Annotated in this window: 12 protein-coding genes; all 12 read left to right on the forward strand. The window is 71.0% G+C overall.

Annotated elements, in window-relative coordinates:
• Positions 1-399: 399 nt before the first annotated feature.
• The 12 genes from ACQPZG_RS29215 to ACQPZG_RS29270 all read left to right on the forward strand — a co-directional run bounded on the left by ACQPZG_RS29215 (position 400) and on the right by ACQPZG_RS29270 (position 23770).
• Positions 400-12411, forward strand: coding sequence for an amino acid adenylation domain-containing protein (locus tag ACQPZG_RS29215; protein ID WP_433548670.1), 12012 nt, complete (start codon positions 400-402; stop codon positions 12409-12411).
• 6 nt (positions 12412-12417) lie between these two features.
• The gene (locus tag ACQPZG_RS29220) at positions 12418-13731 is read left to right on the forward strand and encodes a hypothetical protein (RefSeq protein WP_433548671.1); all 1314 of its coding nucleotides are present in this window, start codon (positions 12418-12420) and stop codon (positions 13729-13731) included.
• Positions 13732-13780: 49 nt separating this feature from the next.
• Positions 13781-14563, forward strand: coding sequence for an alpha/beta fold hydrolase (locus ACQPZG_RS29225; protein ID WP_433548672.1), 783 nt, complete (start codon positions 13781-13783; stop codon positions 14561-14563).
• A 119-nt stretch (positions 14564-14682) separates the two neighbouring features.
• Complete coding sequence (locus ACQPZG_RS29230) at positions 14683-15471, forward strand: alpha/beta hydrolase (RefSeq protein WP_433548673.1); 789 nt, start codon at positions 14683-14685, stop codon at positions 15469-15471.
• Entirely contained in the window at positions 15468-16745 is a 1278-nt protein-coding gene (locus tag ACQPZG_RS29235; RefSeq protein WP_433548674.1) for a cation:proton antiporter, read from the forward strand. Before ACQPZG_RS29230 ends, ACQPZG_RS29235 begins: the two co-directional genes overlap by 4 nt.
• A gap of 233 nt (positions 16746-16978) precedes the next feature.
• On the forward strand, positions 16979-17992 hold the full coding sequence (locus ACQPZG_RS29240) for a quinone oxidoreductase family protein (protein ID WP_433548675.1): 1014 nt from the start codon (positions 16979-16981) through the stop codon (positions 17990-17992).
• A 210-nt stretch (positions 17993-18202) separates the two neighbouring features.
• Complete coding sequence (locus ACQPZG_RS29245) at positions 18203-19069, forward strand: HipA family kinase (protein WP_433548676.1); 867 nt, start codon at positions 18203-18205, stop codon at positions 19067-19069.
• 89 nt (positions 19070-19158) lie between these two features.
• A complete protein-coding gene (locus ACQPZG_RS29250; RefSeq protein WP_433549595.1) occupies positions 19159-19512 on the forward strand; it encodes a DUF3037 domain-containing protein in 354 nt (117 codons plus the stop codon).
• A gap of 143 nt (positions 19513-19655) precedes the next feature.
• The gene (fabG, locus tag ACQPZG_RS29255) at positions 19656-20417 is read left to right on the forward strand and encodes a 3-oxoacyl-ACP reductase FabG (protein ID WP_433548677.1); all 762 of its coding nucleotides are present in this window, start codon (positions 19656-19658) and stop codon (positions 20415-20417) included.
• A gap of 50 nt (positions 20418-20467) precedes the next feature.
• The gene (locus tag ACQPZG_RS29260; RefSeq protein WP_433548678.1) at positions 20468-21244 is read left to right on the forward strand and encodes an SDR family oxidoreductase; all 777 of its coding nucleotides are present in this window, start codon (positions 20468-20470) and stop codon (positions 21242-21244) included.
• A 152-nt stretch (positions 21245-21396) separates the two neighbouring features.
• Positions 21397-22983 (forward strand): ABC transporter substrate-binding protein, encoded by a 1587-nt coding sequence (locus tag ACQPZG_RS29265; RefSeq protein ID WP_433548679.1) that lies wholly within the window; start codon positions 21397-21399, stop codon positions 22981-22983.
• A 103-nt stretch (positions 22984-23086) separates the two neighbouring features.
• Positions 23087-23770 (forward strand): uracil-DNA glycosylase, encoded by a 684-nt coding sequence (locus tag ACQPZG_RS29270; protein ID WP_433548680.1) that lies wholly within the window; start codon positions 23087-23089, stop codon positions 23768-23770.
• Positions 23771-23821: the final 51 nt, after the last annotated feature.

Below are 23821 nucleotides of genomic sequence, written 5' to 3' on the forward strand. Positions count from 1 at the left end.
GGGCACTTCCGTGTCACGCCTTGCGGTGGGTCGTCCACATGCCGAGACTTGAGCACGTTCAGCGGGATCGGAGACAGCACTCACGCGACGATTCCGCACTTCTGCACTCTGTGCCCAGGGCGCCACGGGAATTGATCCACGGCTGGGAAATCACCGTCGAGCAGGCAGTGAATTTCCCTCGCCGGAACTTATGGCTTGTCAGGGCGACGCGATACGAGACCGACGCGTCGCATGCTGGATGGCGCTGTACGGATTCACCGGAGATGAACTCGGAGTGACGGGGCGATGACTTCTTTGAATTCCATCCTGATCGGCAGCGGAAGCGTGCTCGTGCGCTGTGGAGAAACCCTTCTTGCGAAGGGGCATCGGATCAGTGCTGTGGTGACCGGTGACTCGACGGTGCTTTCTTGGGCAATCAAGGCGGGAATCCCGCACTGCGAACTGGACGAGGCCGTCGCACTCGCACCGCAATGGGCGTGCGATGTCCTGCTGAGCATCGGCAATTACGCGGTGGTCCCCGAGGCGCTGCTGCGGTGCGCACGGCGCGCGAGTGTCAACTACCACTACGGGCCGCTGCCCGAATACTCCGGCCTGCACGCGCCCTCCTGGGCCCTCGTCGACGGCGCCGGCGAGTACGCCATCACCTGGCACCGGATGGACGCACGGGTCGACGCCGGTGACGTCCTCAAGCGCGTACCCGTACAGGTCGAACCCGGCGAGAGCGCCCTGTCCCTGGGCCTCAAGTGCGACGAGGCGGCCGTTTCGAGCCTGGCCGGGCTGATCGACGAGATCGCGGAAGGCCGCGAGACGGCCACCCCCCAGGACCTCACGAACCGCCGCTACTTCTCCCGGCACACCCAGCTGCCCGCCGAAGGGCTGATCGACTGGCGGCAGGACGCCGAGCGGATCCTCGCCGTGCTCCGCGCCACGGACCACGGCCCCTTCGGCAGCCCCCTGGTGTGGCCCAAGGTCACCATCGGCGGCCGTCTCCTCGCCGTCCGTGCGGCCCGTGCCGGCAGCACGGCCGCGGACGGCCCGGCTCCCGGCACGGTCGTCTCCTGCCAGGAGGCCGGACTGGAGGTCAGCACCGCCTCCGCCACCGTTCTCCTCACGCGCCTGAGCACTCTGGAGGGCCGGCCGGTCGCCGTCGGCGACGTCGTCGCGGCCGCGGGCCTGGCGCCGGGCGCCGTGCTGTCCGCACCGGATGACGAGGTGGCCGACCGTCTCACCGAGACAGGTGTCCACGCGTCCAAGGCAGCCGGCTACTGGCGCACGCGGCTGCTCGCGGGAGGTGAGCCGTACCGCCTTCCCAGTGACCCGACCCTGCCCGGAACGGAACAGGACGGCGCCCCCGTCGTCGTGCAGTGCCGCCTGCCGGCCCCGGGGGAACAGCAGCCCGAGGACGGTCTGTCCTCGGCCGCCCGGCTGGCGGGCGCCCTCGGCGTGTTCCTGAGCCGGGCGGGTGGCAGGAAGGACTTCCGCCTCGCGATGTCGGCGCCCCGCGAGGGGATCGACCCCGTCCACCGGGAGGTGTTCGCCCCCTGGCTTCCGTTCGTGATCCGGGTCGACGGCGACCGCACGGTCGCGGAGAACATCGGCGCGCTGAGCCACGAGTTCGTCCACGGCCAGGGCCGCGGGTGGCTGCGCCGAGACGCCATCGGCCGCGACGAGACACTGCGGAACCTCTTCGACAGCGGCTCCCTCACCCCCGACGTCCTCGTCTCCTGGGGCGGGCCGAGCCCTGCCGGCCCACCCGGACCGCCCGGCGCCGGTCACCGGCCGACGCTGGAAGTGCACCTCCAGGACGAGGCGGGCACGGTCGCCTTCCGATACGACGCGGCCCGCGTCTCCCGCCAGGACGTCGTCCGCCTCGCCGAGCAGTTCAGCGACTGGTGCGAGCGGCTGCCCCGGACGGCGGACCGGCCCGTGGCCTCGGTGGACGCCGTCGGCGCGGCCGAACACCGGGCGCTCGTCGAGGAGTTCAACGCCACCGCCGACCCCGCAGCGCTGGGGCACCGCCTGCACCGCCTCTTCGAAGCCTCTGCGGCGCACCACGCCGACAGCACCGCACTGGTCTGCGCGGACACCACCCTCACGTACGAAGAACTCAACTTACGGGCCAACCGCTTCGCCCACGTCCTGATCGGCAGGGGGGTCGGACGCGGCGACCTGATCGGCGTCGCGCTGGACCGCTCCATCGACCTGGTGGTCGCCCTGCTGGCGGTACTGAAGACGGGCGCGGCGTACGTACCCGTCGACCCGGCCTTCCCCGCCGAACGCATCCGCCTCATGATCGACGCCGCCGACCCCGCACTGATCGTCACGCCCGCCACCGCGCCCGCCGGTCTGCGGCCCTGGGCCGCTCGCTGTCTGAGCGTCGAGCAGGAGCCATCGGACCCCGCCGCCCGCCACACCGACCCCGAGACGGAGGTGTCCGCCGACGACCTGGCGTACGTCATCTACACCTCGGGCTCGACCGGCCGGCCCAAGGGCGTCGAGATCAGCCACGGCGCGCTGTGCAACTTCCTGCTCTCCATGCGGCGCCGGCCGGGCTGCGAGGAGACCGACCGGCTCCTGGCGGTCACCACCGTCTCCTTCGACATCGCGGTCCTCGAACTGTTCCTGCCGCTGCTCTGCGGCGCGCGGACGGTCATCGCGCAGAGCCACGAGGTCATCGACGCCAAGGCGCTCCTCACCCTCATGGAGCGGCACGCGATCACCCTGATGCAGGGAACGCCCGCCACCTGGCAGCTGCTCCTCGACTCGGGATGGCAGGGCACGCCCGGACCGACGAGGATCCTCTGCGGCGGCGAAGCACTGCCGCGCGGGCTCGCGGACCGGCTGACCTCCGTCGGCGCCGAGGTCTGGAACATGTACGGCCCGACGGAGACCACCGTCTGGTCCAGCGTCTGGCAGGTGCGGGAGGGCGGCGAGATCCTCATCGGCGAGCCGATCGCCAACACCCGGCTCTACGTGCTCGACGAGAACCTCTCGCCCGTACCGCTCGGCTTCCCCGGCGAACTGTGCATCGGCGGCGCAGGAGTGGCGCGCGGCTACCACCACGACCCCGAGCAGACCCGGCTGCGCTTCGCGGACAACCCCTTCCACGACGGCACCCTCTACCGCACGGGCGACCTCGCCCGCTTCGTGGCACCCGGCAGCCTCAGCCTGCTCGGACGCAGCGACCGCCAGGTCAAACTGCGCGGCCACCGCATCGAGCTGGGCGACATCGAATCGGCCGTCGCCGGCCACGAGGACGTGGGCCGCGCCGTGGTCGTCGGCCGCGACGAGCAACTCGTCGCCTACTGCGTACGCGACGTGCCACGGACGCAGGACACCGCGCAGGCGGGGCAGGACCGCGACACCGCGCTGACGGAGTGGAGGGGCGCCTGGGACGTCGCCTACGAGGCCGAAGCCGAGGACCCCGCGTTCAACCTGGCGGGCTGGCGCAACAGCTACGACGGCCAGGCGTTCTCCCCCGCCGAGATGCGCGACTGGCAGATGAGCTCCGTCCACCGCATCCTGTCGTACGCACCCCGGAGCGTGTTCGAGATCGGCTCGGGCAGCGGCCTGATGCTGTTCAGCCTCGCCCCGCACTGCACGACCTATCACGCGGTGGACGCCTCCGAACAGGCCGTGGCCCTCACCCGCCGGCACCTGACCTCACTGCCGCACGTGACCTGCGAACAACGCTCGGCCCACGAGCTGCCCGAGGTGGCCGAAGGAGCCTTCGACACCGTCGTCATCAACTCGGTGGCCCAGTACTTCCCCAGTGCGGACTATCTGGCCTCGGTCCTTCAATGGGCGGCCGGGGCGGTCGGGCGCGGCCGGGTGTTCATCGGTGACGTACGCGACCTGTCCCTGCTGGACGTGTTTCACACCGACGTCGCCCAGTTCCGCGGCAACGGCGAGATCCCTCCCGGGGAACTGGCCCGGCAGGCATCGCGTGCGATGCGCCGGGACCGCGAACTGGCGCTCTCGCCCGCGTTCTTCGCCGCCCTTCCGCACCTCTTCCCGCAGATCGCACGCGTCGACGTCACCCTGCGCGACGGCCACTACACCAACGAGATGACGCGTTACCGCTACGACGTCACCCTGCACATCGGTACGGACACCGAGGCCCCCGAGCCCAGCGACGAGAGCACCTGGCAACCGGACCGGCTCGACGCCGACTGGCTGCGCGCACGCATGAGCGCGGACGGCAGCCGCCCGCTGCGACTGAAGGACATCCCCAACGGACGCCTCGGCGAGGTGCACGGCCGCGTCTCGGCGGCCCTGGACGACGCCCCGCAGGCACCCGCGCGGTGGGTCGACCCGCAGGACGTCAGAGACATCGCCGCCGCAGCCGGCCTCCGGACGGCCCTGCTGCCCAGCCGCTCCGGCGACCGCTGGACCTTCGACGCCGTGTTCTGGGCCCCGGGCCAGACCCCGGACCTCGCCCCGCGCCCCGCCGAAGCCACGGACCGGGAATCGCTCGCGCGGTTCGCCAACGTCCCCGCCGCGGGCGAACCCGCGACGCCCGACCTCGCCCGCACCCTGCGCCCCTGGCTGGCCGAGCGACTGCCCGACTACATGGTGCCCGCGTTCATCGTCGAACTGGACGAACTCCCGCTGACGCCCAACGGGAAGATCGACCATCACGCGCTGCCCGACCCCGTCACCGCGATCACCCCCACGGCCAAGCCCGCCAACGAGCTCGAACGGGACATCATGGCAGTCTGGGCGGAGGTGCTCGGCCACGACCGGATCGGCACCCAGGAGAACTTCTTCGAGATCGGCGGCAACTCGCTGCGGGTCGTCCGCGTGCAGACGCGGCTCGAAGAACTGCTCGGGCGTCCCGTCCCCGCGCCCAAGCTGTTCGAGCACTTCACCGTCAAGGCCCTCGCCGCCCACCTGGCGGGCGACGACAGGACCAGCCGCGAGATCACCCCGGCCCGCCGATCCGGCGTCCACGACGAGCCCATCGCCATCGTCGCCATGGCCTGCCGGCTGCCCGGCGACGCGAACACCCCGGACGAGTTCTGGGAGCTGCTCGCACGCGGCGGCGACGGAATCGTGGAGGTGCCCAAGGACCGCTGGGACGCCCAGGCGCTGTACGACCCGGACCCGGAGACGCCCGGCACGTCGTACTGCAACAGCGGCGGCTTCGTCAGCCCCATCGACCGGTTCGACGCACCCTTCTTCGGCATCTCGCCGCGCGAGGCACGCTCGCTCGACCCGATGCAGCGCATGGCGCTGGAGACCACCTGGGAGGCGTTCGAGCGCGCCGGCTACACCGTGGACCAGCTGCGCGGCAGTCTGACCGGCGCGTTCATCGGCGTCGGCAAGAGTTCGGCCTACCACGAGTACGGACTCACCATGGCCGGCGGCCTGGCCGACCTGGACGGCTACGTGGGCCCCGGCTCCGCCGGCGGCACCATGTCGGGCCGCATCTCCTACGTGTTCGGCCTCGAAGGCCCCACCCTGACCCTGGACACGGCCTGCTCCTCCTCCCTGGTCACCACCCACCTGGCCTGCAACGCGCTGCGCAACGGCGAATGCGACCTGGCGGTCTCCGCCGGGGTGAGCCTGATGCTCTCGCCCGAACTCCACGTCGAGTTCAGCCGCCTGCGGGGCATGTCGCCCGACGGGCGCTGCCGGTCCTTCTCCGCCGACACCGAGGGCACCGGCTGGAGCGAGGGCGCGGCCGCCGTCGTCCTCAAGCGGCTCTCCGACGCGGAACGCGACGGCGACACCGTCCTCGCCGTACTGCGCGGCACCGCGATCAACCACGACGGCCACGCCGCCAGCCTCACCACGCCCAGCGGTCCCGCACAGCAGCGGGTCATCCGCGCCGCGCTCGCCGCGTCGGGGCTCCAGCCCGGCGACATCGACTACGTGGAAGCCCACGGCACCGGCACCAGGCTCGGCGACCCCATCGAGGGCACCGCCCTCGCGGAGGTCTTCGACGGCAGCCACGCGGACGAGCAGCCCCTGTGGGTCGGCTCGGCCAAGTCCAACCTGGGCCACACCCAGGCCGCCGCGGGCCTCGCGGGCGTGATGAAGGTCGTGCTCGCCATGCAGCACGACACCCTGCCCCGCACCCTGCACGTCACGGAGCCCACCCCGGCGGTGGACTGGAAGGGCGCCCGGATGGCCCTGGTGACGGAGGAGCGCCCCTGGCCGGCGAAGGACACCCCGCGCCGGGCCGGCGTCAGCTCCTTCGGCATCGGCGGCACCAACGCCCACGTCATCGTCGAGGAACCGCCGCGGCGCACCGCCCGCGACGCCGACGCCGTCCCGGCGGCGCCGCTGCCGCCCACCCTGCCGTTCGTGCTGTCGGGACACACCGACGCGGCCCTGCGGGAGCAGGCCGGGAACCTGCACCGGCACATGGGCATGAACATCCACGACCGCCTCGGGGACGTGGCCGCCTCCCTGGCGACCACCCGCAGCCACTTCCGCAAGCGCCTCGTCCTGACCGCCAAGGACAAGGCCGAACTCCTGGACAAGCTGGCCTCCTTCTCCCGTACCGGGGAACTGCCCGCCGATTCCGTACGCAGCGGGGAGCGGGCCGAAGGGTCCCGGGTGGCCCTCCTGTTCACCGGCCAGGGCAGCCAGCTGCCGGGAATGGGGAAGGACCTGTACGACGCCCAGCCCGTCTTCCGGGCAGCGCTGGACGAGATCACGGCCCTGTTCCCCGAGCTCGACAGGCCGCTGCTCGACGTCATGTGGGCCGAGCCCGGAAGCGACGACGCCGCCCTGCTGCACCGCACCGACTTCACCCAGCCCGCCCTGTTCGCCCTGGAAGTGGCGCTGTGGCGGCTGTGGGAGAGCTGGGGGGTGAAGGCGGACCTGCTGCTCGGACACAGCATCGGCGAGTTCGCGGCCGCCCACGTGGCCGGGGTCTTCGACCTGCCCGACGCCTGCCGCCTCGTGGCGGCCCGCGGCCGGCTGATGCAGGCCCTGCCCGGCCGGGGCGCCATGGCCTCACTGGAGGCCGACGGCGCCGAGACGGAAGCGGCCATTCACGCGCTGGGCCTGCACGGCAAGGTGGACGTCTCGGGCCTGAACACACCGTCCCAGACCGTCGTCTCCGGCGACACCGACGCCGTCGAAGCGGTGTCCGCCCACTTCGTGGACCTCGGCCGCAAGGCCACGGCGCTGACGGTGTCCCACGCCTTCCACTCGCACCACATGGACGGCATGCTGGCCGCGTTCAAGTCCGTGGCCGACACCGTACGGTTCCACCCGCCGCGGCTCGGCCTGGTCAGCGGCGCCACCGGCGGGCTCGCCGAACCGGGCGAACTGGAACGGTCCGACTACTGGATCCGCCAGACCCGCCGCGCGGTCCGCTACAGCGACGCCGTCCGCACCCTCCACCAGCAGGGCGCGAACATCTTCCTGGAGCTGGGCCCGCACCCCGTGCTCTCCGGCATGGGCGCCGCCTGCCTGGCCGACGAGGACCGGCTCACCTGGCTGCCGTCGCTCACCGCGGGCAAGGACGGGACCCCAGGCGGGAACGGCGCCCCGGTCATGCTGCACAGCCTCGCCGAACTGCACGTACGGGAAGTGCCGGTCGACTGGCGCGGCTACTTCGCGCCGTTCGGCGGCGAACGCGTCGCCCTGCCGACCTACGCCTTCCAGCGGGAACGCTTCTGGTTCGAGCCGCCCGCGTCCCGGCAGATCGGCGCGGGCCTCAACGACACCCAGCACGTGCTCCTCGGCGGCGGCATGGACGTCGCGGGCACCGACCTCTCGGTGTTCACCACCCTGGTGGCGGCGGACGAACCGGTCTGGGTGCAGGAGCACCGGGTCATGGACGCCGTACTCATGCCCGGCACCGCGTTCTTCGAGGCGATGAGCGCCGCGGGCAACACCGGCGAGGGCGACTGGGACCTCGCCGACGTCGTCATCGCCGCACCCCTGGTGTTCGCCCCGGACCTGCCGGTCCGGATGCAGGTCACCGTGGGCCCGCGCGTCGGCGACGCCCGCCCGGTCCAGGTCTACAGCTCGCCCGAGGGCGAGGACGGCGCCTGGCAGCTGCACGCCGAGGGCCGCCTGGTGCCCGCGCAGGACGAGAAGGGCGACGGCGTCACGCTGCCGCCCCGGAGCGCCGAGCCTCTCGACGCCTCCGCCCTCTACCGCGACCTGGCCGCGCTGGGATACGGCTACGGCCCGACCTTCCAGGGCATCAAGGACGCCTGGCACGTGGATGGCGACGTGTGGGCCAGGACGACCCTGCCGGAGAGCGCGGTGCCGACCGCGGGCCACTACGGCCTGCACCCGGCCCTGCTGGACTCGGCCATGCACGCACTGCTGCTGACCCAGCGGCTGCAGAACGCGACGGGCGAGGACCTGTTCGTCCCGTTCGAGGTCGAGCGGCTGACGCTGCGCGAGAGGGGTCTGTCCGAAATATGGGTCCACGTCGCCGAGTTCGAGCTCGGCGAGGGCGAGTTCTGGGCCTCGCTCGACATCTACGACCCCGCGGGGGAGCACGTCGGCCGACTGCACCGGCTGCACGCGCGGCGGGTGGACCGGGCGGTGCTGCGCCGCCTCGCCGCGGCCGGCGTGGAACGCTTCCAGTTCTCCGTCGACTGGCGGCAGACCGACACCGCCGACGTCGAACTGGGCGGCTCCTGGGGCATGCTCTGCCCGGCGGGCGACGTGCCGTGGGCACGCGAGGTGAAGACCACTTTGGGCCGGGCGGGCATACAGGTGCTCAAGGTCACGGACCTGGAGGACGCCGAGGACCTGGACGGCCTGATCTGCCTGTGGGACTCCGGGGCGGACGTGCCCTCCCAGGCCCACGAGCTCACCGCGAAGGCGCTGGCCCAGCTCCAGGAAGCAATCCGGACCGAGTTCAGGCCGCCCCTGGTGTGGGTCACCCGCAACGCGGTGGGCACCGGTGCCGACGACCCGGTCTCCGGACTCGGCGCCGGGCCCTTGTGGGGACTGATGCGCACCGCCCGCAGCGAACACCCCGAACTGGCGCTGCGCATGATCGACCTGGCCGGGGACGAGGCGGACCGGGGAGCACTCCCTGCGGCGCTGATGCTGGAGGCCGAACCCGAGTGCGCCCTGCGCCACGGCGAGGTGCTCGTACCGCAGTTGCGGCGGGTGGGCTCCGGCGGCGATCTGGAAATACCGGCCGACGGCAACTGGCAGCTGGAGATCGCCGCCAAGGGCCGCCTGGACGAGCCGCTGAAGGTGAGGACCGTGCCGCGCACGGCCGTGGCGGCCGGTGAGATCCGCGCCGAGGTCAGGGCAACCGGGGTGAACTTCCTCGATGTGCTCAACGCCCTCGGCATGGTGGAGATCCCCGCCTTCGGCCTCGAATTCGCCGGTGTCGTCACCGAGACCGGGGCCGACGTCACCCACCTCAGGGCGGGAGACCCCGTGTTCGGTCTGGCCCGCGGCTCCTTCGCGTCCGAAGTCGTCATGGACGCCCGCCAAGTGGTGCGGATGCCGGACAGCCTCGCCTTCGACGAGGCCGCGACCATCCCCATGACGTTCCTCACGGCCTGGTACGGACTGCACGAACTGGGCGCCCTGCAACCGGGCGAACGGGTCCTGGTCCACGCCGCCGCCGGTGGCGTGGGCATGGCCGCCGTACAACTGGCACGCCTCCACGGCGCCGAGGTCTACGGCACCGCCAGCGAGCCCAAGTGGCCCGCGCTGAGGGAATCGGGCCTCGCCGACGAGCGCATCGCCTCCTCCCGCGACCTCGGCTTCGTCGAGAAGTTCGGCCCGGACCTGCCCGACGGTCGCTTCGACGTCGTACTGAACTCACTGGCCACGGAGTTCATCGACGCCGGCCTCGCCATGCTGGGCAGCGGCGGGCGGTTCCTGGAGATGGGCAAGATCGACCTGCGGGAACAGTCCTGGATCGAGGAGAACCACCCCGGTGTGGCCTACACGGTCTACAACCTGCCCGAGGCGGGCCCCGAGCTCATCCACAAGATGCTCACCTCCCTCGCCGCCCTGTTCGCCGACGGCAGCCTCAAGCCGCTGCCGCTGCGCACCTTCCCGATGACGCACACGTCCGAGGCCCTGCGCTTCATGGCCCAGGCACGGCACGTGGGCAAGGTCGTGCTGATCCCCTCGGCGCAGCGGAAGTTCCTCGGCGGGGACGGGGCGGTACTGGTCTCCGGCGGCCTCGGCGACCTGGGCGGACGCGTGGCCAAGTGGCTGGCGCACACCCACGGCGCCCGCGACCTGGTGCTGACCTCGCGCCGCGGCCAGGACGCCCCCGGAGCACAGAACCTCGTGGACGAACTGGCCGAACTCGGCGCTGCGGCCACCGTGGTGGCCTGCGACTCCGCGGACTTCGACAGCGTCAAGTCGGTCATGGCCCTCTTCGGGGACGACCGGCCGCTGCGCGGCGTCGTCCACGCGGCCGGAGCCCTGGACGACGGCGCCCTGACGGCCCTGACGCGGGAGCGGTTCGACGGGGTCCTCCTGCCCAAGCTGGACGGCGCCTGGCACCTGCACCAACTGACCCAGGACACGGAGCTGGACTTCTTCCTGATGTTCTCCTCCATCGCGAGCGTCATGGGCGCACCGGGACAGGGCAACTACGCGGCCGCCAACTCCTTCCTCGACGCGCTCGCCCACCTGCGGCGCGCCAAGGGGCTGCCGGCCACCTCGGTGGCCTTCGGCCCCTGGGAGGGCGAGGGCATGGCGGCCGGCCTCAGCGAGATCGACCGCGTCCGCTTCTCCCAGCTGGGCCTGGACCGGCTCGCACCCGACGAAGGCATGGAACTGCTGGAGCTGGCGGCCGGGAGCGGCCGCGCGCTGACCATGTCCGCCGCACTGGATTTGGGCCGCGTGCAGCGCTACTTCGAGGAGCGGGGCGGCATACCGCCGCTGATGCGTACGTTGCTCAGCAACCACGGGGGCGGATCCTCCCGGGGCGGCGGCGGCAGCGGTACCGACCTGCGCAAGCTGCTGGCCGAGGCCGCGCCCGAGGAGTACGCGGCCGTGGTGCTGGGCGTGGTCAGGGAGCAGGTGGCGAAGACCCTCGGGTTCGCCTCTCCTGACGACGTCGACGTCAACCTGGCACTCCAGGACATCGGCATCGACTCGCTGACCGCGGTCCTCATGCGCAACCAGCTGGCCGACCTGACGGGCCTCGCACTGCCTGCCAAGATCGCCTTCGACCACCCGAACCTGAAGGCGCTCGGCGGGTTCCTGCTGGAGAAACTGCTCGAAGCGGGGCTCGACACCCCGGCCGACCCGGCCCCGGCCCCCGCACCGCGGGCCGGTGATCCGGGCCCGGACCTGACGACGGCCGCGAAGGGCTGCCTCGACCCCGACCTCCGCTTCGACAACGCCGAAGGGCCGCTGTCGAGCCCGGAGTCGGTCTTCCTCACCGGCGCGACCGGCTTCGTCGGCGCCTTCCTCCTGCACGAGCAGCTGAAGCGGGGGGTCGCCTCCTACTGCCTGGTGCGTGCGGAGAACCAGGGAGCGGCGATGCGGCGTCTCGTGGACGCGCTGAACGGCTACGGCCTCTGGCAGGAGGAGTACGCGCCGCTGCTCAACCCCGTGGTGGGCGACCTGTCGCGTCCCCTGTTCGGACTCGAAGAGGAGGCCTTCGACGAACTCGCCGACGAGGTCGACGCCGTCTGCCACGCCGGCGCCATGGTGGACTGGATGCGGCCGCTGGACGACTACGTCGGCCCCAACGTGATCGGCACGCACGAAGCCCTGCGGCTGGCCTCACGGGGGCGCGGCAAGGCGTTCCACTTCGTCTCGACCTTCGCCACGCTGCCCAAGTACCTCGGGTACGAGGTCACCGAGGACGACCGGGAGTACGGCTACCTGACCTCCAAGTGGCAGGCGGAGCAGATGGTGGCCGCGGCGCGCTGGCGCGGAGCCAGGGCCTCGGTGTACCGGCTGCCGTTCGTCGCGGCCTCGGCCCGCACCGGGCATTTCAGGCTCGACCGTGGCGACTTCCTGCACAACCTGATCGTCGGCGGCCTCTCCCTGGGCAGCTTCCCCTCGCTCAAGGCCGACCTCACGGCCGTGCTCCCGGTCGACTACCTGAGCGGGACCATCGCCGCGGCGATGACCGAGGACCTGCGGCGCCTCGGGAAGGACTACGACTTCGTCCACGCGGAGGCACCGGCCTTCGACAGGTTCTTCGAGATGATCGGCAGCGCCGGGGGTGGGGCGGAGATCGTGCCGTTCGACGTGTGGCGGGAGCGGGCCCTGGCCGCCGCGGCCGCGGATCCGACGGGCCCGCTGGCCCGGATCGCGGCCCTGGTGGACGGCCTCACGGAAGAGGGCCTGGCGGGCATGTTCGCCGCGCTCCCCGTCGGCGGAGCCGTCTTCGGCGGCGACGACTACCCCTCCCCGCCGGTCGACGAGACATTCGTAGCGCACTACGTGGACCGCATCAACGCGGCGTTCCGAGGAGAAGGAGAGTAGACGGCCATGACCGACGCGACAGCCGAGACAGAGACCCCGGTAACGGGCACCTACCAGAAGACCGGCACCTTCCTCCACACCTCCGCGGCCGCCCACGCCGGGCAACTGGCCCCCGTCCTCGACAAGTACACGGTGGACAAGGGAGAGGTGGAGTCCCGGCTGCCACCGGCGCGGGCACTCAACCCGAGCTGCTTCCATCCCGAGGTGACCCCCACCGAGGTCGTCCGGATGAACCTGGACGAGGACCTCGCCGACAACCTGGCACGCCAGCTGCGGTGCCAGGCGATCATCCAGGAGAGCTTCGCCGCGGCCTCGATCGGCAGCTACTTCCCCGTCTCCACCATGTTCGAGAACTGCGTCCTGTTCGTGCCTTCGGCCAAACGCTTCTACGACCTCAACCAGGACAAGGTGCGGGAGCACTTCCCCGAGGTCGAGACCGCGGTGGTCAACGCGTTCATCGTGCCCGCCAACAAGAAGCCGTACGGCACCCACGCGGCCAGCAGCATCGGGCTCCAGGTGCCGTCCCTGGTCAAGAAGCGGCTGGGATTCCCCACCGAGTACCGCAGCTTCCACACCGCGCTCACCCCGACGCCGCTCGACCGGCAGCCCTTCGTGATCTTCGAGGAGGCCGAGGTCGAGGCGCCGAACCTGCAGTTCGTGTACGAGAAGATGCTGGAGTACGGCCTGGAGGGCGAGGAGAAGGACGCCGTCGACAAGGCGCTGTTCCTCTTCCTGGAGGGGAGCCTCTCGGAGATCGACCTGCCCTCGGTGCGCGACTTCCTGATGGCGAAGTACTGGGAGAAGCGTTACGCGGACACGCCGTCCCCCGGCTACTACTGCGACAGCAGGGTGGGCGACGCGCTGGTCTTCGACAACTACCGCGTCCACGCGGACGGCACGCTGCCGATGACGCCGAAGGACCGGCTCACCATCGACCTGCGCTGCTTCAACCGGGTGCACTACCCGCGCGGCATGTCCAGCGGGCTCGACTTCATCGTCGACCCGGACGAGCGCGCCTACCAGATCAAGCGCAAATGGGCGTCGATCGAGTTCCTGCTCGCCACTCTCGGCTACGAGAGCACGGACGAGTTCCTGAAGCTCGTGTTCGGCTCCAAGGTCCGCGCGGACTCCATCGATCCGTTCGGCCTCATGACCGACCTCCAGTACGGGATCTACAACAAGTCCGAGTACCACCTCCTGGACCAGAACCTCGACGACCACTACGCGCGCGTGGAGCGCCTGTACGAACGCATCGTGCAGGACGGGGAGTACGTGCTCCCCGACCGGGCCAGAAAGTGCCTCGACGCCCTGTCCCACTAGCCGGACCAGAACCGCACCGCCGCACCGCCGCACCGGAAGGGTTCGCTCCATGCGTCAGGCCGACGCCCTGCCCCCGCTCGTGCGGGAGTTCTGCGAGGTCACCAGACTCCCGCACGATCCGTTCGCCAAGGCATTCCTCAACCGGTGCCGCTCACGCACGATCAAGGTGAACGGGAGGTTCTACAAGTACTTCCAGAGCGGCAGCGGTCCGACCGTGCTCCTGGTGCACGGTCTGCACGCCAATCTGGGAAGCATGGTGGCTCTTGCGGAGGAGCTGCTGGGGCAGGGCTACCGGGTGGTGCTCTTCGACGTGACGGCGCACGGCGAGGCCCTCGGCGCGACGGCCGATCCAGTCGAGATACGCGCGCTGATGCGCGGCATGTACGACCGGATCACCGGTCTCCACGCGGTGGTCGGCCATTCCCTGGGCGCGCTGTGGGCGCTCTCGGCATGGCACGAAGGACTGAGGGCCAAGGCGCTGATCACGATTGCCTCGCCGTCCAGCATGCTGTTCATCGCCGAGAAGTTCGCGGAACTCAACAACCTGACGGCCAGTCAGTCGAACGAGTTGCAAGGTCAGTTGCAGGGCTGCTTCGGCGCGGACCTGTGGACGGCGTTTTCCCCGCTGGAGGCCGTCCGGGCCATCGACGTGCCGGGGCTGGTCATCCACGGGAGCGCCGACGAGTACGTCCCGCCCGGACACGCAGCGGAGCTGCACGCCGGCTGGACGCGGGCGAGGCTCGAACTGATCGAAGGGGCCGAGCACTTCGAGATCATGGAGACGCCGCAGGTACGGAGCATCGTCTCCGCGTTCCTGCGCGAAGTGGGATGAACCAGAAGCAGCCCTGCGCGAGTTCACGTCGTGCAGCCCCCTGCGAGTCAACGAAGCAGTCGGACCCATCCGGCCGCGGCCGACCGGCCGGCCGGCGCACCGAGGAGCGAGAAGGTCACATGGACACGACGGAAAAGCTGCGGCGGATGGCGTTCACGCCGATGCGCACCCCCCTTCCCCGCGGGACCAAGGAGATCCTCGACCGGGCATCGGCAGAGACCGAGGCCGTCGACGGCGACAAGGTGGTCCACTACGTCTGGAGCGGCGGAGAGCGCAAGGCCCTGCTGGTGCACGGCTGGGCGGGCAACGCCGGACACGTCGCCGTACTGGCGGAAGCGCTCGTCGCGCAGGGCTTCACCGTGGTCGCCCTCGACCTGCCGGGGCACGGCGAGTCGGAGGGCAAGGAGTCCTCGGTCATCCACTTCGCCAGGGCGATCGAGGCCGCGAACGTACGGTACGGCCCCTTCCATGCCGTCGCCGCGCACTCGATGGGCGCCCCGGCGGTGACCTACGGGATGTCCCGCGGGCTGGCCCCGCAGAAGGTCGTGTTCTTCAACCCGATCAGCAGCTACACGACTTTGTGGCGGCGCTCCGGGGAGCTGCTTCAGGCGTCGCCCGAGGCGATCGCCCTGGTCCGCGCGCGTGCGGAGGACTGGCTGGGAGTGGTGTTCGACGACATCGAGCCGCTCGTCGCGGCACCGGGCTTCGCGGGCGGTCTGCTGGTCGTCCATGACGCCCACGACCCCGAATCACCGCTGCCGGACAGCCGGGCCCTCGTGGACGCCTGGCCGGAGGCCGAACTCGTCGAGGTCGAGAACCTGGGCCACACCCGGGTCCTGCGCGACGAAGGCATCGTCCGGCGGGTGGTGGCCTTCATGACGGAAGCGGAAGACGCGTCAGGGCGGTGACCGACTCGTTCTCAGCCGGGCCGGCCGGCCATGTGCTCGTCGCACTCGTCGCCATGCTGGTGGTCGCTCACCTGGGGCGGTGGCTCGCCCGCCGCCTCGGGCAGCCGTCCGTCGTCGGAGAGATCGCCGTCGGGATGCTGCTCGGACCCGCCGTGCTCGGCTGGCTCTGGCCGCACGCCCAGCGGGTCCTGCTGCCGGACCCCGTCCTCGAACCGCTGCGGGTCATCGGGCACGCGGGGCTGGTCCTCTTCCTGGTCGGTGTCGCCCACGAACTGAGGCTCGACTCGGCACGGTTGCGGGACCGGGCGGTCGGCCGGACGATCGTGGGCACCCTGGTGCCCTCTCTCGCGGCGGGCGCGGCCTTCGCGGGATGCCTCGTCTGGTACGACAGGCCCGCACTGCGCGGCGACGGGCCCACCCTCGCCTTCGTACTGCTCCTGACGGTCGCGATGGCGGTCACGGCCGTCCCCGTGCTCGCCAGGATCCTCGCCGACCGGGGCCTGACGACCACGCGTGCGGGCGGCCTCGCGCTGACCTCGGCGGTGATCGTCGACGCCTTCGCCTGGCTGGTGCTCGCTGTGGTCGTCGCCCTCTCCAGGGGCGGTACGGGAGGCATCGCGACCGCGGCGGGCGTTCTGGTGCTCGGCCTGGCGGCGACCGTGCTCGTCCGCAGGCTGCTGCGGCTGGGACCCGCCGACCGGTTCTGCGCGCGCCACCCCTGGGTGGCCGCCGTGCTGCTGGGCGGCTGCGCTCTTGGCTCGGCGTCGGCGGCGGAGACCTGGGGGCTCACGGCGCTCTTCGGCGCGTTCGTGGTGGGGCTGGCGGTCCCGACCGGCCCGGTGCACTGGAAGGTGCCGGTCCACCGGGTGACGGCGCTGGGCCTCTGGCTGGTGCCGGTCTTCTTCGTCACCACCGGGCTCCAGATCTGGACCGGATCGGTCGGCATACCGTGGCTCGTGGCGCTCGCGGCGACGGTCCTCGCCACGCTCGCGAAGATCGGCGGAGGCTACGTCTTCTCGCGCCGCGGCGGGGAGGACCGCGCCGAGGCGCTGCGGCTGGGCGTACTGCTCAACACCAGGGGACTCACCGAGATCGTTCTCCTCCAGGTCGGGTACAGCGCGGGGGTGCTCACTCCCGCGCTGTACCTCGCCCTGCTGGTGATGGCGCTGGCTACCACCGCCATGACCGGCCCGTTGCTGACGCTGGTCGACCGCTCCGCGTCCCGGGCCGACGCTCCTCCCGTACGGGCCAAGGAGCCTGCACCGGAGTGCTGAACGGCACCCGCCCGGCCGGGACGGCCCGCATGCCCCCGTGCGACGGCTTGCACGCGAAGGACAGCGGACGCACGGGCGGAACGTGCGTGCCGATGGGGAGGCCCGCCGCGTGCACGATGCCGCCGAGCGCGGAAACGCCGCCCGCTGGGCGGGGCAGGCGGGCTGGTCCGGTTGCCGGGAATCAGATCGCCATCCACGGGGTTGGTGGGGGGACGAGCCGTTGTGGGAGGGGCATGATGCGAGCAATTCAGGTGTACGAAGTGGGCGGTCCCGAGGTGCTGCAGGTGGCCGAGGTGGACCAGCCGCGGCCGGGGCCGGGCGAGGCGCTCGTGGAGGTCGCCGCATCCGGGGTCAACTTCCTCGACGTCTACCACCGCGAAGGCCGGTACAGCCTCCCGCTGCCCTTCACCCCGGGCGCTGAGGGCGCCGGCACGGTCGTCGAAGTGGGACCCGGCGTCGCTGACGTCGCAGTCGGGGACCGGGTCGGGTGGGTGGAGATTCCCGGCACGTATGCCGAGCGGGCCGTCGTGGACACCTCCCGGCTGGTGCCGCTGCCCGACGACATCGACTTCGAGACAGCCGCCGCCGTGCTCCTCCAAGGCATGACCGCGCACTATCTCGTCAAGGACGCCTACCCGGTTCAGGAGGGCGACACGGTGCTCGTGCATGCGGCTGCCGGCGGCATGGGGCTGCTTTTGACCCAGCTCATCACTCATCTCGGCGGCAGGGTGATCGGCACGACGTCGACCACGGCGAAGGCCGAGCTGGCCAAGCGTGCCGGGGCCGCCGAGGTGATTCTTTCCTCCGCAGTCCACGAGCTCGCAGCCGAGGTGCGGCGGCTCAACGGCGGTCAGGGACTGCCGGTTGTCTTCGACGGCGTCGGCGCGCACACCTTCGATGCGAGCCTCGCCAGCCTGCGAACCCGCGGCCATCTCGTGCTCTTCGGCGCGGCAAGTGGTGCCGTGCCGCCGTTTGATCCGATTCGGCTCGCCCACGGTGGTTCTCTGACCCTGATCCGGCCCAGCCTCGGGGACTTCATCGCCGATCGGTCCGAGCTGCTCCGACGGGCCGCCGATGTGTTCGAGTGGGTGCGCTCCAAGGCGCTTGAGGTCACCGTGACGGGCCGCTACGCATTGTCCGAGGCCGCCCAGGCCCACAGCGATCTGGAGGCTCGGCGTACCACCGGCAAGCTGCTCGTCGTACTCGACGCGGCCGCTGTCGCACGCCGCGAGGAGACGCAGAGCTGATCGCGGGTGACGAGGTCGGGGGTCTTGGAGACTGAGATGTCGAGGGCATGGCCGGCCGTCATCATCAAGATCCCCGACGGTGGCCCAGGGCCGTCGACGCACTCCGCAGGATCGGGGGGCACCGCCCGCGGGGAGCGGGGCGATGGGGAACTCGGGCACACTTTCACATCACGTGGAGGGAGGGGGTGCGGGCCCGTATAGCCTGGCGAAATGCTGACCGAAGTCATCGCGACCCGCTACGTCACGCCCCTGCGTGAGGGCGGCTCGCTCCCGGGAATCGTCGAGGCCGACGATCTCGGTACGTACGTCATGAAATTCACCGGCGCCGGGCAGGGGCGCAAGACGCTCGTCGCCGAGGTGATCTGCGGCGAACTGGGCCGGCGGCTCGGGCTGAGGGTGCCGCGGCTGGTGGCGATGGACCTGGACCCGGTCATCGGGCTGGGCGAGCCCGACCAGGAGGTGCAGGAGCTGCTCAAGGCGAGCGGCGGGCTGAATCTCGGGATGGACTTCCTGCCGGGGTCGATCGGCTTCGACCCGCTCGCCTACGAAGTGGGCCCGGCCGAGGCGGGGCAGGTGGTCTGGTTCGACGCGCTGATCAACAACGTCGACCGGTCCTGGCGCAACCCCAACATGATGGTCTGGCACGGCGACCTGTGGCTCATCGACCACGGCGCCACCATGATCTGGCAGCACAACTGGCCCACCGCGCAGGCCGCCGCGGCCAAGCCGTACAACGCCTCCGACCACGTCCTCGCCCGCTTCGGGCCGGACATCGGCGCCGCCGCGCGCGAGCTGGCTCCACGGGTCACCGCGGACCTGCTCACCGAGGTCGCCGCGCAGGTGCCCGACGTCTGGCTGACCGACGAGCCCGGCTTCGACAGCCCCGACGAGCTGCGCCGCGCGTACGTGCAGGCGCTGCTGCCGCGCGCCGCCACCATCCACGAGCGCATCACGCTCGAAGCGCCCACCAAGGACCGCCCCTCGCAGGCGCCGGGCTGGCTCACCGACCACGTCAGGCCGTGGCCGCACCCGACGAAGAAGGACCAGCAGATGCAGCAGGACGGCGGCGCGAAGTGAGCGGGCGGACGCAGGGCGCCGGGACCCAGGGCGCGGGCACGCCGCAGCGGGGCGGGGACAAGCCGCAGCGGCACGTCTTCGAGTACGCGCTGGTGCGCGTGGTGCCCCGGGTCGAACGCGGCGAGATGTTCAACGCGGGCGTGATGGTCTACTGCCGGGCCAAGTCGTTCGCGGCGGCCCTCACGCACCTCGACGAGGGCAAGCTCCTCACCCTCGATCCCGGAGCCGACGTGGCCGGCGTACGGGCCGCGCTGCACGCCGTGGAGGGCCTGTGCGGGGGCGGCGAGGGTGCCGGGCAGGCGGCGGGCGACGATCCGGGGCGGCGGTTCCGTTGGCTCAGCGCGCCTCGTTCCGCCGTCGTGCAGCCCGGCCCCGTGCACACCGGGTTGACGGCCGATCCGCACGCGGAACTGGAGCGGCTGCTCGACGTGCTGGTGCGCTGAGGGGCTCCGTGGGGAGTGTGACCTTCGTCCGGGTGGGGAACGGCCGTTGACACCGGGTGCCGCGGCTTCTAGCGTCACGACTGCTGAGGTACTAAGCGGTTGCTCAGCGATGGAGCAGTTCCCGAGGACGAGGAGAACCCGCAATGTCCACCACTGAGCAGCGCGTAGCGATCGTGACCGGAGGGGCGCGCGGCATCGGTGCCGCCACCGCAGTGCGGCTGGCGGCCGAGGGTCGTGCCGTCGCCGTGCTCGACCTCGACGAGGCGGCCTGCAAGGACGTCGTCGAGAAGATCACCGCGGCGGGCGGCAAGGCGCTCGCCGTCGGCTGCGACGTGTCGAACGAGGCCCAGGTCACCGCCGCCGTGGACCGCGTCGCCACCGAACTGGGCGCGCCCACGATCCTCGTCAACAACGCGGGCGTGCTGCGTGACAACCTGCTGTTCAAGATGAGCGAGTCGGACTGGGACACCGTCATGGGCGTACATCTCAAGGGTGCCTTCCTGATGTCCCGCGCCTGCCAGAAGCACATGGTGGACGCCAAGTTCGGCCGGATCGTCAACCTGTCCTCCTCCTCCGCGCTCGGCAACCGGGGGCAGGCCAACTACGCCGCCGCCAAGGCGGGTCTGCAGGGCTTCACCAAGACCCTCGCCAAGGAACTCGGCAAGTTCGGCGTCACCGCCAACTCCGTCGCCCCCGGCTTCATCGTCACCGAGATGACCGCGCAGACGGCCGCACGGGTCGGCATGGACTTCGAGGACTTCCAGGCGGCCGCGGCCACCCAGATCCCCGTACAGCGCGTCGGCAGGCCCGAGGACATCGCCAACGCCATCGCCTTCTTCACCGGCGAGGACGCGGGCTTCGTCTCCGGCCAGGTCATGTACGTCGCCGGCGGCCCGCTCAACTGACGTCCGCGGCAAAGGAGTACAGGTACCGGCGAACTGGGGAACGGGAACACATGACGGAAGCAGTGCAGGACAGCGGGGTACGGGACAGCGGCAGGGTCGCACTGGTCACCGGCGCGAGCCGGGGCATCGGCTACGGCATCGCGGAGGCGTTCGTCGCGCGCGGCGACCGGGTGTGCATCACCGGCCGCAACGAGGACGCCCTCAAGGAGGCGGTGGACAGGCTCGGCGCGGACCGGGTGATCGGCGTCGCGGGCAAGGCGCACGACGAGAGCCACCAGGGCGCCGCCGTCGAGCGGACGATGGAGGCGTTCGGCAGGGTCGACTTCCTCGTCAACAACGCCGGCACCAACCCGGTGTTCGGGCCCATGGCCGACATGGACCTGAACGTCGCCCGCAAGGTCTTCGAGACGAACGTGATCTCGGCGCTCGGCTTCGCCCAGCGCACCTGGAAGGCGTGGCAGGGCGAGAACGGCGGCGCGATCGTCAACATCGCCTCGGTGGCGGCCGTTTCGGCCTCACCCTTCATCGGCGCCTACGGCATGAGCAAGGCCGCCATGGTCAACCTCACGCTCCAGCTGGCGCACGAGTTCGCGCCCCGGGTGCGGGTGAACGCCATCGCCCCCGCGGTGGTGAAGACCAAGTTCGCCCAGGCGCTGTACGAGGGCCGGGAGGCGGAGGCGGCGGCGGCGTACCCGCTGGGCCGGCTCGGCGTCCCGTCGGACATCGGCGGAGCGGCGGCGTTCCTCACCTCCGCGCAGTCGGACTGGGTCACCGGGCAGACGCTCGTCGTCGACGGAGGCATCTTCCTCAACGCCGGAGTCGCCTGACGGGGCTGCCGTCGGCGGTCGGCGGACCTGCCGCCGACCGCTGACGGAATCGGGCATTCCGATATCCGAACGGCCTGTTGGGGCACTGTAGTTGCGCCGACAGGCCGTTGCGGTATGGTCTGCCGACCCATGGCTGATCGAGGAGCGTGCACGTGTTTGACCGGACCAGGAGCCTGCGGGCGTCCGCAGCCCTCACGTCCATAGCCCTGCTGGCTGGATGCGGGGTACTCACCGAGGACAGTGCGAAGGCGGGGAGCATGATCACCGTCGGCACGACCAGCAAGCCCAGCACGCTCGATCCCGCCGGGGCCTGGGACGGGTCGTGGGAGCTGTACCGCAACGTCTTCCAGACCCTGCTGAGCTACCCGACGGGAAGCTCGGCGCCCGCCCCCGACGCGGCCAGGACGTGCAACTTCGCCGACAAGACCCACCGCGTCTTCGAGTGCGAGCTCAAGCCGGGGCTGGCCTTCTCCGACGGCGCGAAGCTGGACGCCGCCGCGGTCAAGCACTCGATCGAGCGGATCGTCAGGATCAAGGCACAGGGCGGTCCGGGCGAGCTGCTCTCCAGCCTGGGGAAGATCGAGACACAGGGCAGCGACAAGGTCGCCTTCCACCTCAACAAGCCCGACGCGACGTTCCCGTTCGTGCTGGCCACGCCCGGCATGTCGCTGGTCAGCCCGAAGGCGTACCCGGCCGACAGGCTGCGCGACGACAACGCGCTGACCGGGTCGGGCCCGTACACCCTCCAGGCATACCGGCCCAAGGGAGCCGACGCCGCCGCGGAGCTGGTGCGCAACGAGACGTACAACGGCTTCGCCGACCGGCGGAACAACGCCGTCACCATCCGCTACTTCGACGACTCCGCGAAGATGGTCAAGGCGCTGGAGAACAAGGAGATCGACGCGACGTTCCGCGGACTGACCGCCGAGCAGATCGTCGACCTGGAGGAGAAGTCGACCGGGCCGGTGAAGGTGATCGAGACACCCGGCTCGGAGATCCACTACCTGGTCTTCAACCCGAGGGACCCGAACTCCGCCAAGCCGGCCGTCCGCAAGGCGATCGCGCACCTCGTGGACCGGCCCGCCCTCGTCGAGAAGGTCTTCAAGGGCACCGCCGAGCCGCTGTACTCGATGGTGCCGCGAGGCATCGCCGGGCACACCACCGACTTCTTCGACAGGTACGGGGAGCCCGACGCGAAGGCGGCCAGGAAGGTCCTGCGCGAGGCGGGCATCACCGCCCCGGTGAAGATGACCTTCTGGTACACCACCGACCGGTACGGTTCGTCCACCGCGCTGGAGTTCGCCGAGCTGAAGCGCCAGCTGGAGGCGTCCGGGCTGTTCTCCATCACCCTCGAAGGTCTTCCCTGGGAGCAGTTCCAGGTCGGCGTGCAGAAGGGCGCCTACCCGGTCTTCGGGCGAGGCTGGGCGCCGGACTACCCCGACGCGGACAGCTTCGTGGCGCCCTTCGTCGGGGAGCGCAACGCGATCTCCACGCCGTACAAGGTGCCCGAGATCACCAACGACCTGCTCCCCAAGTCGCGTGTCGAGGTCGACCGGAAGCGGTCCACGCCGTTCTTCGTGCGGGCCCAGAAGATCCTCATGGAGGACGTCCGGCTGCTGCCGCTGTGGCAGGGCAAGATGTACGTCGCCGCCTCCCAGGAGATCGGCGGCACGGAGCGCGCGCTGGACCCGCAGACCGTGATGCAGGTGTGGGAGCTCTACCGCAAGACCAGCTGGTAGCCGGGCACGCCGGGGGCCGGGCGGCCGGCGGGGCGGGCGTTGTCAGTGGTGGCCGGTAGGTTCTCGGAACAGAGAAGAGACCGTGACACCGGAGGTTGTTGACGTGACCGATGCCCACATGCTGCCCGAGTCCTGGCGCGGCGTCCTCGGCGAGGAACTCCAGAAGCCCTACTTCGAGGAGCTGGTGGAGTTCGTCGAGGACGAGCGGGCGAAGGGTCCGGTCTACCCGCCGCGCGAGCAGGTCTTCGCCGCGCTCGACGCCACGCCCTACGACAAGGTGAAGGTCCTGGTCCTCGGCCAGGACCCGTACCACGGCGAGGGACAGGGCCACGGACTGTGCTTCTCGGTGCGGCCGGGCGTCAGGACGCCCCCGTCCCTGCGCAACATCTACAAGGAGATGCACGAGGAGCTCGGCACCCCGGTCCCGGACAACGGCTACCTGATGCCCTGGGCCGAGCAGGGCGTGCTGCTGCTCAACGCGGTGCTCACCGTCCGCAAGGGCGAGGCCAACTCGCACAAGGGCAAGGGGTGGGAGAAGTTCACCGACGCGGTGATCCGCGCGGTCGCCGACCGTCCGGACCCGGCGGTCTTCGTGCTGTGGGGCAACTACGCCCAGAAGAAGCTGCCGCTGATCGACACGGACCGGCACGCGGTGGTGAAGGGGGCGCACCCCTCGCCGCTGTCGGCGAAGAAGTGGTTCGGCTCCCGTCCCTTCACCCAGATCAACGAGGCCGTCGCCGCCCAGGGCCACGAGGCGATCGACTGGACCATACCGAACCTGGGCTGAGCCTGAGCCGGATCGCCGCCGCGGGCGGCTAGCTTCTCCGGTACGCCGTGC

Source organism: Streptomyces sp. CA-294286 (assembly GCF_050947155.1).
GTDB lineage: Bacteria > Actinomycetota > Actinomycetes > Streptomycetales > Streptomycetaceae > Streptomyces.

Coding starts and splice junctions, on each gene's coding strand:
- fabG (WP_433548677.1), top strand. CDS start 19,656: ATGTCCACCACTGAGCAGCGCGTAGCGATCGTGACCGGAGGGGCGCGC.
- ACQPZG_RS29245 (WP_433548676.1), top strand. CDS start 18,203: ATGCTGACCGAAGTCATCGCGACCCGCTACGTCACGCCCCTGCGTGAG.
- ACQPZG_RS29220 (WP_433548671.1), top strand. CDS start 12,418: ATGACCGACGCGACAGCCGAGACAGAGACCCCGGTAACGGGCACCTAC.
- ACQPZG_RS29230 (WP_433548673.1), top strand. CDS start 14,683: ATGGACACGACGGAAAAGCTGCGGCGGATGGCGTTCACGCCGATGCGC.
- ACQPZG_RS29240 (WP_433548675.1), top strand. CDS start 16,979: ATGATGCGAGCAATTCAGGTGTACGAAGTGGGCGGTCCCGAGGTGCTG.
- ACQPZG_RS29225 (WP_433548672.1), top strand. CDS start 13,781: ATGCGTCAGGCCGACGCCCTGCCCCCGCTCGTGCGGGAGTTCTGCGAG.
- ACQPZG_RS29260 (WP_433548678.1), top strand. CDS start 20,468: ATGACGGAAGCAGTGCAGGACAGCGGGGTACGGGACAGCGGCAGGGTC.